At 26.5% G+C, this 12,239-nt stretch carries 9 protein-coding genes; 5 read left to right on the top strand and 4 right to left on the bottom strand.

Annotation, left to right across the window (positions count from 1 at the left end; all coding sequences use genetic code 11):
* The first annotated feature begins 28 nt into the window (after positions 1-28).
* The 5 genes from T324_RS0112560 (at position 29) to T324_RS18150 (ending at position 7,237) form a co-directional block, all read left to right on the top strand.
* On the top strand, positions 29-787 hold the full coding sequence (locus tag T324_RS0112560) for a glucosamine-6-phosphate deaminase (RefSeq protein WP_028330572.1): 759 nt from the start codon (positions 29-31) through the stop codon (positions 785-787).
* A gap of 140 nt (positions 788-927) precedes the next feature.
* Entirely contained in the window at positions 928-2,040 is a 1,113-nt protein-coding gene (locus T324_RS0112555) for a tetratricopeptide repeat protein (RefSeq protein WP_028330571.1), read from the top strand.
* 75 nt (positions 2,041-2,115) lie between these two features.
* Entirely contained in the window at positions 2,116-5,046 is a 2,931-nt protein-coding gene (locus T324_RS0112550; RefSeq protein WP_038375269.1) for a restriction endonuclease, read from the top strand.
* Positions 5,039-6,982, top strand: coding sequence for a site-specific DNA-methyltransferase (locus tag T324_RS0112545; protein WP_028330569.1), 1,944 nt, complete (start codon positions 5,039-5,041; stop codon positions 6,980-6,982). Before T324_RS0112550 ends, T324_RS0112545 begins: the two co-directional genes overlap by 8 nt.
* Before the next feature lie 99 nt (positions 6,983-7,081).
* Positions 7,082-7,237: a hypothetical protein gene (locus T324_RS18150; RefSeq protein ID WP_169730116.1), complete on the top strand. Its 156-nt coding sequence runs from the start codon at positions 7,082-7,084 to the stop codon at positions 7,235-7,237.
* A 98-nt stretch (positions 7,238-7,335) separates the two neighbouring features.
* Here the strand turns inward: T324_RS18150 and T324_RS0112535 are convergent, their stop codons facing one another.
* The 4 genes from T324_RS0112535 to T324_RS17365 form a co-directional block, all read right to left on the bottom strand.
* Positions 7,336-8,322: a DNA-methyltransferase gene (locus T324_RS0112535; protein WP_028330568.1), complete on the bottom strand. Its 987-nt coding sequence runs from the start codon at positions 8,320-8,322 to the stop codon at positions 7,336-7,338.
* Between the two features lie 22 nt (positions 8,323-8,344).
* Positions 8,345-9,889, bottom strand: coding sequence for a glutamine-hydrolyzing GMP synthase (gene guaA, locus T324_RS0112530; RefSeq protein WP_028330567.1), 1,545 nt, complete (start codon positions 9,887-9,889; stop codon positions 8,345-8,347).
* A gap of 509 nt (positions 9,890-10,398) precedes the next feature.
* Positions 10,399-11,268: a hypothetical protein gene (locus tag T324_RS0112525; RefSeq protein ID WP_028330566.1), complete on the bottom strand. Its 870-nt coding sequence runs from the start codon at positions 11,266-11,268 to the stop codon at positions 10,399-10,401.
* 10 nt (positions 11,269-11,278) lie between these two features.
* Complete coding sequence (locus T324_RS17365) at positions 11,279-12,139, bottom strand: hypothetical protein (RefSeq protein ID WP_245580711.1); 861 nt, start codon at positions 12,137-12,139, stop codon at positions 11,279-11,281.
* Between the last annotated feature and the right edge of the window lie 100 nt (positions 12,140-12,239).

Genomic DNA, 12,239 nt, shown 5'->3' with positions numbered 1-12,239 from the left:
ATAAAAAATAATAAAGGAGAGTATGATTATGGGGTTAAAGGTTGTTATAGCAAAAGATGCCAATGGAGTTGGTAAAAAAACTGCAGCAGAGATTATTAATTTATTAAAAGTAAAAAAGGATGCTGTTTTAGGCCTTGCTACAGGCGGTACAGCAGAAGCGGTATATCCTCATTTAATAAAGGCATATCAGAAAAAAGAAATAGATTTTAAAAATGTTAAGTCTGTTAATTTGGATGAATATAAGGGATTAGATGCTAAAAATGAACAAAGCTACAGATATTTTATGAATAAAAATTTATTTGATCATGTAAATATTGATAAGAAAAATACTTTTGTTCCTAAAGGAGTAGGGGATAAAGAGAAAATATTAAAAGAGTTTAATGATAAAATAGCAAAACTTCCTAGAGATTTGCAGCTTTTAGGTGTTGGTCCTAATGGTCATATTGCATTTAATGAACCTGATGAGGCTTTACATGCTGATGCTTTATGCGTGAAGCTTGATGAAAAAACAATTAAAGCTAATGCAAGATTTTTTAATTCAGAAAAAGATGTACCTAAAGAAGCATTCAGTATGGGTATGGGCGGAATATTGAAGGCTAAGAAAATAGTTATTGCAGCAATTGGAAAAGGTAAAGCTGCAGCAATGAAAGAGCTTTTAAATCATGACAAAGTTACAACTAAGTGTCCAGTTACTTTTTTAAAACTTCACAATGATGTTGTAGTTGTTATTAATGAAGAATTAGCGGATGCTATTGGATTAAGCAAGAAAAAACCTGCTAAAAAGTAAAATAATATTATTTTTTTCTATAAAATAGGGCAGCATATTTGCTGTCCTTTATTATTTTGTAAATTAAAAAAGTGTTAATGCAAGTTATCATAATACCGATAATTATGTTAACATTTTAAATACGGGATTATCATTTATATATGAAAAGCAAGATAGCTTATACTGCTTATACTTTAATAAAAAAGAAGAAGTATAAAAAAGCAAAAGAATTTATTCTCAATAATAAATCAAGAATCACCCATGATGCTGATGCTTATGCTATGTTGGCATTTGCTGACATTTTTTTAAAAGATTTTTATGGTGCTGAAGAAGTTTCAAGAAAAGCACTTAGAGAAGATAGTTTCTGTATTAGTGCTATGCTTGCTAAAGCATATATTAGTTTGCATAATGGGCATAGAGAAAATGCTTTAAGAGAATATTTTAGAATATTAGATTTAGAGCCTGAGAATAAAGTAGCTAAAGATAATCTTGAAAGAATAAGATTTTTAACTAATAATGCTAGAGGGGATGAGATTAATCCTAGAGCTTATTTGCTTGGAAAGAAAAAGATATCTGTATCTAAGTTTTTACTTCTTATACCTATAGCGTTTATACTTACTCTTGGTTCATATTTAGTAATAGACAGAGTTTATCCTAAAATAAGATATGTTCTTCTTGATAAAGATCAGAAGGAATTAAGAGAAAAACTAGAGAATGTATATTTATTTGAAGGGCTTGAAGACGGTAAAATACCGGAGAGTGCTCAAAGTCCTACATACTCGCCTCGTGAAGTAGCTGAGATGTTCGACAAAGCAAAAAAGAATATGAGAAGTGCCTCAGTAAATGAAGCAGTTATGATAATAAACGGAGCATTAAAAAGCGATATAAACGAATATTTAAAAGAGAGATTCAGAGTTCTTAAAGAATTTGTAATAGCACCAGACTATAACATTTTTAAAGAGAGCCCAGACTATTTAACAGTTGTTGAAAATTATGACTTATACAATGGCGGATATGTAAAGTGGAAAGCTGATGTAAACAGAGTAACTCAAACTAATGTAGACGGCATACCAAAAAAGAAAGCTAGAATATTAATCTATGATGTAAATGAGAAAGACATTGCAGGCGTTGCTGATTTAATAGTGAATGTAACTGTAACATTAGAAGCTAAAAACTATATAGAAGTTTACGGCAAGATTTTGGGATACGATGCGAAACAGAAATCAATACAGCTTGAAGGTCAGATTATAAAGCATTTGCCTAAGAAGAAGTAAAAACTCTTAAGGTATTATGTAAACTTCCGATATATTGTTAATGCAATAGTATACAATAATTTAGAGAAGTAAATAATGCAGTTACAATTTACAGAACAAAAATATCAAGAAGAATGCATACAAAATATAATATCAATATTCAATGATTTGAAAGAAGGATTTGGATTTGAGTATGCATTGAATCAATGTATTAAGCAAGAAAAAATATCTAATAGTAAAAACATAGATATATTGATGGAAACAGGTACAGGAAAAACATTTACATACATTAAAACTATGTTTGAGCTTAATCATAATTTTGGATATAATAAATTTATTATATTAGTACCATCTTTACCTATAAGAGAAGGTACTAAAAAAAATTTTGAGATAACAAAAGACTATTTTAAATCTATATATTCAAATTTCAGAGAAAGAGAAATAGATGTTAATATATACGATGGTTCTATATCCGTTATAAATAGGTTTTTAGATGATGATAATTTCTCTGTATTGGTATTGACACCTCATTCATTTACTAATAAAGAAAACAAATTAAATAGAACAATAGAAACAGAAGGATTTTTTTCTAATAAAAGAATTGGAACTTATCTTGATGCTTTAAAAGAACTTAACCCTATTATCATTATTGATGAGCCTCATAAATTCGCAGGAGAAGCGTTTTCTAAATATTTTAATGGATTTAATAATTATTTTCTGAGATTCGGTGCTACTTTCCCAAAAAGTAAAAATAAAAAAGATCATATAATAGAGCTTTCAAATATAGCATACAAACTTGATGGAGTATCATCATTCAAAAAAAACTTGGTAAAAAAAATTACAGTATATTATAATGAAACTTCCAACAATAAAGATATAATTTTATCTATAGAAAAAGATATAGTAAAAATTAAAAGTAATATTAATAGTGAAATTATTTATAAAGATTTAAAAGTCGGAGATAAATTTAACGGTGAAGAAATAATAAAAATAAATTATGAAAAAAAAGATAGTAAAGAGTCTAATATAATATTATCTGATGGAGAACAATATTTTGCTGAATATCTATTAGAAGAAGATAATATACGATTTATGATAAAAGAAAGTATAGAACTTCATTTTGAAAAAGAAAAAAAATTATTTCTTAAGGGGATTAAGGCTTTATCATTATTTTTTATAAGGTATATTGCAGAATATAGAAGAGATTTAGAAGATGCAGAAAAATATATAGATGTGAAAAAAATATTTGAAGAAGAATATAAAATAATTAGAGAAAAAACTATAAATGAATTAAAAGATAAAGAAGAATATAAAGAGTATTTAAAATATTTAGAAAATGACTATCAAGACAGACAATTAAAAGTTCATGAAGGATATTTTTCAGGTGATAAAGGAAATGATGATGAAAAAATAAGAAAGGGAGTAGATTTAATATTAAAATCAAAAGAAAAATTATTATCATTTGAAACACAAACCAGATTTATATTTTCTGTTTGGGCATTGCAGGAAGGTTGGGATAATCCTAATGTATTTACTATTTGTAAGTTAAGCAACAGAGGAAGCCATACTTCAAAAATACAGCAGGTTGGAAGAGGCTTAAGAATATGCGTTAATCAGAAAGGTGAAAGATTAACTATAGACACATTCAAAGATAAAAATAGTTTTTGGAATATTAATAATTTAGATGTGGTTGTTTCTGGAGATGAGGCAGATTTTATTGAAAGCCTGCAAAAAGAAATAGTTGATAATTCATCAGTTTTGTATGATGAGTTTACAAGAACAGATTTAAACAGCAGGTTACAGGCTAACAATATAGAAACTAATATACGGAAGTTTGAAAAGTTTTTATTAAATTATAATTTAATAATAGACTTAGAAAAGGTTGATGATAAAGGACTTGATATTTATAAAAAAGCAGATGACTATTTTAATAAACTTTCTGAATTAAAAAATAAAATTACAGATAAAGAAGAAAAATTGATGCTTGAATATGCTTATAAAATTTTTGATGAGGATATGGAGCATTATATTACAAACGGCAATAAATTAAGAGAAAGAAAAAATCTAAAAATAAAAAATGAAAAAATAGAAGATTTTAAAAAGTTATGGGATTTTATATCTAAAGAAGCATATTATTATATAAATGAGTTAAATGAAAAGAATGAAGAAATATTATTAAATTCTATAATAGAAAAAATCAATAAATTGGATGTAGAAATAAAATCTCTTAAAACAGTAAAATTAATTTGGGATATAGACAATTTAGAAAAAGATAATTCTATAAATAAAGAAATATTATCTTCTCATGAATACAGAGAAAATATTGATTATATATTTTTAGCCAGAGAATTAGCAGAAAAATCAAAAATGCCAATATCATTTATAGTGAAAATATTAAACGGCATAAATAAAGAATTAAAAGAAAAAATAGAAAAAAATATCAATTATGCTAAGGCTGAAATATTATCTATAATAAAAAATGCTTTAATAGGAGATATGAAAACACTTATTGAATATAATTTTATAGACGGCAAAATAAAGCCTAATATAATGTATGATAAAAAAGGAAATTTTAAAAATGAATTAGAAGCAGGAAGTCTTGGAAAGAATCAGGAAAAAGCAGATAATTTCAGTTTAAAGGAAGAATGGATATTTGAAGATGTTATAGAATATGACAGCATATTTGAAAGAAGTATAATACTTGATGATCCAAAAATAAAGAATATAAAAATATTTGCTAAAATGCCAAAACTTTCAATACCTACACCTTTAGGCAATTATAGTCCTGATTTCTGTTATGCAGTAGAAAGAGAAGACAGCAAAAAAATATTTTTAATAGTTGAGAGTAAAGGCTATAATACAGAAGAAGAAATACCAGCAGATGAAAAATCAAAAATAGATTTTGCTTATAGATTTTTTGAGAAACTAAATAAAAATAATTCAAGTGATGTAAAAGTGTACTATAAGAAAAGAATAAATAAATCACAGCTTTATGATATGATAGAGGAGGTAATAAAAAATGACTAAAAAGGAAGAATTTGAAAAGCAAGGATTTGATGTAATAGAGGGCAGAGAAATAATAGACGAAGAACAAAATCATCTTTTAGAGTTTTTAAAAAATAATTATCCTTCTATCTATAAAGACGGTGAAATAAATATTGAAGAATTAAAAAGAGTTTTAAATAGTAAGTCAGCAATAGGCTATAAAGAAAACGGATACGGTTTAAACTTCATAGGCAGAAATTTGGCGAAAGCTAAATACAGACAAAAAACAAAAAAAGAATTGAGTATCAATGAAAAATTAAGCAAGAATTTTGATGAAACAGAAAACATCATAATAAAAGGCGATAATTTAGACTCTTTAAAAATATTAAAAAAATACTATAGCGGTAAAATAAAATGCATATATATAGATCCTCCATACAATACTAATACTGATAATTTTTTATACCCAGATAAATTTGACGAACAAGAGCTTGAGGTTTTAGGACTTCAGGATATAGGCAAAGAAGAATATGACAGAATGGAGTTTATATTCAAAAAAAGTAAAAAATCCCATAACGGCTGGCTTACATTCATGTACCCTAGATTAAAATTAGCAAGAGATTTATTAACAGATGACGGAGCGATTTTCATAAGTATAGATGATAACGAACAAGCTAATTTAAAACTTTTATGCGACGAGATTTTCGGTGAAGATAATTTTGTATATCAATTAAGTGTAGTTGATAAACTTAATGGTAATGATAATTCTAGTGGAATGATGGAAACAGAAGAATATTGTTTAATTTATGCTAAACATAAAAGCAAATTTAAAATTGGAGTTTTAAATATAGATGAATACGAAAATGAAAAATGGCAAAAAGATGATTTAGGTTATTGGAAAGAAGGAGGAGGAATTAAAGCAACAGGAGAAGAATCTAACAAAGATGATAGAAAGTATTTATTTTTTCCAATTTATATAGATGAAGAAAAATTGACATTTAGTTTAGAAAAGGATATTAATCATTCTTATGAATTATTACCTATAAGTGATGGAGTATATAAAAGATGGACTTGGAGTAAAGAAAAATTTATAAATGAAAAAGATGAGGTAATAATAAAAAAGGTTGGAGATAGTTATTCTCTTTATAAAAAGCAAAGACCAGCATTAGGAGATATGCCTACTAAAAGAGGTAAAACAACATTTTATTCATCTCAATATTCTACTGCCAATAGTAATAAAAATATAAAAGATTTATTTGATAATAAAAAAGTATTTAATTATAGTAAATCTAAATATTTAATTAAAGACTTTATTCATTTATCAAACATAAATAAAAATGATATAGTTCTTGATTTTTTTGCTGGGTCTGGCACTACGGCACATGCGGTGATGGAGCTTAATGCTGAAGACGGAGGAAACAGAAAATTTATTCTTTGTCAGATTGATGAGGAAATTAAAAAAGAAAAATCGGCTGCTTATGATTTTTGTATTGATAATAACTTTGAACCTGTTATTTCTTCAATTACTGTTGAACGTGTTAATAGGGCGGGTGATAAAATACTTAAAACTTTAAAAGAAAGTAATGATATGTTTGATGATAAAAAAATTGATATAGGCTATAAAGTTTTTGATTTGCATGATGTCAATATTGAAAAAGAAGATGAAAACAAGCAGATTATACTTTTATTAAATGGGGTAACTGATTTAAGCAGAATATACAATATGATTATTAATATCGGTTTAAACTCTCCTGTTTCTAAACTTACGCCTATTATAGAAAATTGTGCTTATATGATAGAAGAGGATAATATAAAAAGGTATTATATTACCAATTCTGAAATTCTTATAAAAAATGATGAGAACAAGCAGAAATTTAAAGATATGATAGAAACTGGTATGGTATATATTGATGGCTGGACTGTTACAATTAATGTGTCTTTACAGCAGTATAAAGATAATGTAAAAATTGTTTTGTAAAAATTAATCAAAAAAATATAATTTTCTATTTGTGAATTTTTTATTATAATGTATAATTATGTTAAGAACAAAGCTATATTTAAAAAGGAGTTTACAAATATGGTTACAGCTATTACGACGACTGACACAACCAATACTTATGTTACGTCAATAGGCGGGGTAAATGTTACTGTCAGAAGTAATTTTTCTGATAATACAGCAACTATAGAAGTAGAGCCTAAAATTACAGGCGGTGCTTTAAATGTACAGGGATAAAGTGTATTCTTTTCCTTATCGTATATTGATTATCGGTTTTTAAATTTTATACTTTAACAAAAAAGTAGTTATTTGTTCATTTATTAAAATTAATGGGGTTATTCGTGGGAGATAATCCCATTTTTTATTTTGTTTTGTATAGATATTGTATTTCTTTCCCAGAATATATTATCGCTATAACCTTGTATGTATTTATTGGTTTCGGCTAATTCTATTCTCTTTTCTGTCCAAGCACAATATGTAGGATTTTGTTCTATACCGCAGTAATTACGTCCTAGTTTTTTGGCAACTACAGATGTTGTTCCGCTTCCTAAAAAAGGATCAAATATAAAATCGTTTTCATTTGAACTTGCCAATATTAATTTTGCCATTAGTTTTTCCGGCTTTTGAGTAGGATGTGCTGTATTTTCTGCCATAGACCAATACGGAATGGATATATCATCCCAGAAATTAGAAGGGCATGTATCTCTAAAATTACCATACTTTGTTTCAAGCCAATCTCTAGGCTGTCCGTCATCCGTTTTATAAGGAGCTATCACTTTTCTTCTTATTTTTACTTTATCAAGATTAAAAGTATAATTATTTGATAAAGTAGCAAACCAAATATCCTCCATTCCATTTTTCCAATTATTTTTTGCTCCGCGTCCTTTCTCTCTTTGCCAAGTGATTCTGTTTTGTATATTAAAATATTTTTCCAATACATTACCTATAACAAGACTTGATTTCCAATCACAGCATACATATATTGAAGCATTTTCTTTTAATATTGGAATAATGCTTTCTACCCATAAATGAGTATATTTTTCATAAGTTAAATTATCTTTATCTCTGAATTTAAATCCATGATAATCTTTATAAATATTATACGGCGGATCAATTATCATTAAATCAGCTATATTTTTTTCTATCTTTTTTAATACATCAAAAGTATTACCGTTTATGGTTTTATTTGTAATATTTTCTTTTTTATATTCTGTTATATTTTCATTATCTATAATACAATTATCTAAATATAATTTACCTTCTTCTGTATTTATATCAAAATCAATAGTTTTATTTTTGACTGATTTAACTTTCGTGTTCATGTATTTCCCGCAATTATAAAAATTATTCCCATTCTATAGTAGCAGGCGGTTTTGAAGATATATCATAAACAACGCGGTTAATACCTTTTACTTCATTTATTATTCTGTTTGATATTGTACCTAATACATTATAATCGATTTTAGCCCAGTCAGCTGTCATAGCATCGACACTTTCAACAGCTCTTATAGCACAAACTTGTTCATAAGTTCTTCCGTCTCCCATAACGCCGACACTTTTTACGGGAAGAAGTATTGCAAAAGACTGCCATAATTTTCTATAAAGTCCTGCTTTTTTTATCTCACTTACAACTATATCATCAGCTTCTTGTAATATTTTTACTCTCTCTTCTGTGATGTCTCCAAGTATTCTAACTGCCAACCCAGGACCAGGGAAAGGCTGTCTGTATACTATATCTTCAGGCAATTTTAATTCTAAACCTATCTCTCTAACTTCATCTTTAAATAATTCTCTAAATGGCTCTAAAAGTTCAAATTTCATGTCCTTAGGAAGTCCGCCTACATTGTGGTGGCTTTTTATAACAACAGAACTTCCTCTTAATGATACACTCTCTATAACATCAGGATAAAGTGTGCCTTGTGCCAAGAATCCTACATTCTCTATTTTTTTAGCTTCATCATTAAATACACTTACAAATTCATGACCTATTATCTTTCTTTTTTGTTCAGGGTCTGTAACACCTGCTAATTTATCTAAAAATCTTTTTGAAGCATCAACATAAATCAAATCAATATTGAAATTATCTCTAAATACTTCAACAACCTTTTTATCTTCATCTTTTCTTAAAAGTCCGTTATTAACGAATATACATTTTAATTGCTTTCCTATAGCTTTTTCTATTAATACAGCAGCTACAGAAGAATCAACTCCTCCTGAAAGCCCTAATATTACATTTTTATCGCCCACAGTTTCTTTTATTCTTTTTATTTCATATTCTATAAAAGAGCCCATATTCCAATTTCTTTCACATTTACAAATATTAAATAAGAAATTTTCTATGATTTTTATACCATTTTCAGTATGAACTACTTCAGGATGAAACTGTATAGCATAGATATTTTTTTGTTTATTTTCTATAGCAGCAAGTTCAGTATTTGGAGTTTTTGCTATAAGTTCAAAACCTTCAGGTATAGATTTAATACTGTCTCCATGGCTCATCCAAACAATATTTTTTTTATTAAATGATTTAAATATGCTTTCATGATTAGTTATTTCAATTTCAGCTTTTCCATATTCACGTTTTTCGGCACCTTCAACTTTTCCTCCCATAGAATAAACTATTATCTGCATACCATAGCATATTCCGAGTATAGGCACGCCAAGTTCAAATAATTGTTTATCTACTTTTGGGGCATCTTCTTCATATACGCTTGAAGGTCCTCCCGAAAGTATTATTGCCTTAGGATTGAAATTCTTTATAAAATCTATTGAAACATGAAAAGGATGTATTTCAGAATATACATTCAATTCTCTTATTCTTCTTGTAATAAGCTGTGTAAACTGTGAGCCGAAATCTAATATTAGAACCTTATCTATATTGTTTTGCATATATTCCTCTTTTATAAAAAATAAACTATGAATTTTTTAATATTACATCAAAATAATAAAATTTCAATTAATAGTTATCATAACACAATATATATATCAAAAAATTTTAATACGCACGGTAAGCTGATTTTTTGTATGATAAAAATTGTTTTATTTATAATATTTATTTTCTACAAAAGATTAATCGTGCGTTAATCAGCACAGCAAATTTAAATAATACTAGGGTGGGTGTTATAATTTATATTAAAGCAATAAAGATCAATAAAATTAAAAATTCAAATTTAAGTATTAAATATAAAGGGTGGGGTGAATAAAGATAAAAATTTATTTACATACCCCGCCCTTTAAAATTTTTTATTTTATTCAGAAATAGAATTTTTAATTATTTTATTACTTAATTAGAAAAAGCACACCCGCCCAATCTTTTTTAAAATTATAGTCTTTATCAAAAAAAGATACCTGCCATTTAAAGACAAGTATCTTTTTTATAGTGTTATCTGCTTAATATCTTAATTACCGAATTTCATACCTAAATTGAAAGCTATTTCAAAACTAGAAAAACCGTATTTCTTAATATCATAATTTTCATAGTAACCAATAGCACCGCCTCCAATACTTGGATATCCTTCATATATTTTTTGATAATCTTCATAAGACATATTAGCAATATCATAGAATATATCAAAGTTATATATTAAACTTACACCAAATAAAAATGCTACCTTTTCATTAAAATAAAAATAATCATCAATGTGAAGTTTTATATATGGTATAAACGGATAATCAAATTTTCTTTTTATATCTTTGAATGAATATTTTTCTACCAAATGGCTTTTATAATTTTCATCAGCATTATTATTCATTGTATTATAATATTCACCAGCCAATGCTATTTTCATTCCAAAACCTATACCTATATTAAGCTCCATTCTACCATTATAGTTTGGATTAATATTTTTTAGTAAAGATGTAAGATTAACAGCATATTTAGGCATTAATCCTATATTTAGTGTATGAAAAACTAAATTCTGACTTGCATTATATATTTTATTGTTGCCGTAATTATTATCAGTTTGAGCTATAAATCTAGAAGCAAAATCAAGTCTTGAATATCCTATTTCAGTTAATATGCTTATGCCGTTATTTTCATTTATATTAAATCTATACCCGAAATTTCCAGTGACCCCAATATTGAAACTCATATCTGATTTAGTTGTGTCTATATATATATTTCTTACAAACTTCCATTTAGGATCTACTATATTAGGTAATGTAGAATTAATACCTAGAGGTACATATATACTAGCCTCAAATTCTGTAAATGCTGTTTTAGTAAATAGTGAAATGAACATTAAAGCAGATAACACTATTTTTTTCATACAAACTCCTTTAATTTAGTCTTATTATGAATTTATTTCCAGTTCTATTATTTATTTTTATATTATTATTAAATGTAAATACAAGATATATTTCTTTATCATCTTTTTTGTCTGTTATGTTGTTCATTTTTCTTATAGTGAATAATTTAGATGATTTTTCATTTATATTTATATTGCATATAGCATAGTCGCTGTTTATTACACGTTCTGCACCATCATGATAAAATACAAAATATTTTCTTGTATTTATATAATAATTAGTATCATTAGTATTTGTATTATGGACTTCCATTGATACTAATCCATTACATATAGAATTTTGTATAGCTTTTATATTTAAATTTAATGTATTATATGAAGTATCAACATCTAGTTTAATAAAATCATCATACTGAATTAAATTGTTATTATCACTATTAACTATATTAATAATTGACTGCTGATTTATTAATTGAGTATTTTCATCTTTTTTTTCTTCAGTTTTTTTATCAGAATCATAAATAAGGTTATTTGCTACAGATACCATTGCAGCAGATGTTCCAGCCATAGCTGCTCCAACAGCTGCAGAAACTATAAATCCAGATGTCGGAATAATAATAGGTATAACAAAAGGTATAACAAAAGCTAAAGCAACAGCAGCGATTCCTAAAAAAGCACCTATTAGTTTTTTAAACCAACTTCTTCCCATTATATTATATGTGCTTGGTGAAGATGAACTATTATATTTATCTATAGATTGCCATATTAATAAACTGTTTTTTATTGTTTCTACTTGATATTTTAATTTTGTATCTAAATTTGAAAAGTTGTTAGATGTATTTATATGTTTTGATAAACTAATATCTGAAAAAGTTTCTACTTGATTATTCATGTATCATATTGTATCATAAGTTTGAGTTTTTTCTCTGTGCAGATTTTACTATGAAAGCATAAAAAATCAATATTAATATTTAGATATTATGATTGAAATG

This window comes from Brachyspira alvinipulli ATCC 51933 (genome assembly GCF_000518245.1).
Lineage (GTDB): Bacteria > Spirochaetota > Brachyspiria > Brachyspirales > Brachyspiraceae > Brachyspira > Brachyspira alvinipulli.
Note: the sequence above shows the minus strand (reverse complement) of the source record. Positions and strands in the feature narration are given on the sequence as shown.

Bases quoted from the DNA above. Each gene is read 5' to 3' on its own strand.
- T324_RS0112560 (WP_028330572.1), top strand. From the start codon at position 29: ATGGGGTTAAAGGTTGTTATAGCAAAAGATGCCAATGGAGTTGGTAAA.
- T324_RS0112555 (WP_028330571.1), top strand. From the start codon at position 928: ATGAAAAGCAAGATAGCTTATACTGCTTATACTTTAATAAAAAAGAAG.
- T324_RS0112550 (WP_038375269.1), top strand. From the start codon at position 2,116: ATGCAGTTACAATTTACAGAACAAAAATATCAAGAAGAATGCATACAA.
- T324_RS0112545 (WP_028330569.1), top strand. From the start codon at position 5,039: ATGACTAAAAAGGAAGAATTTGAAAAGCAAGGATTTGATGTAATAGAG.
- T324_RS18150 (WP_169730116.1), top strand. From the start codon at position 7,082: ATGGTTACAGCTATTACGACGACTGACACAACCAATACTTATGTTACG.
- T324_RS0112535 (WP_028330568.1), bottom strand. From the start codon at position 8,322: ATGAACACGAAAGTTAAATCAGTCAAAAATAAAACTATTGATTTTGAT.
- guaA (WP_028330567.1), bottom strand. From the start codon at position 9,889: ATGCAAAACAATATAGATAAGGTTCTAATATTAGATTTCGGCTCACAG.
- T324_RS0112525 (WP_028330566.1), bottom strand. From the start codon at position 11,268: ATGAAAAAAATAGTGTTATCTGCTTTAATGTTCATTTCACTATTTACT.
- T324_RS17365 (WP_245580711.1), bottom strand. From the start codon at position 12,139: ATGAATAATCAAGTAGAAACTTTTTCAGATATTAGTTTATCAAAACAT.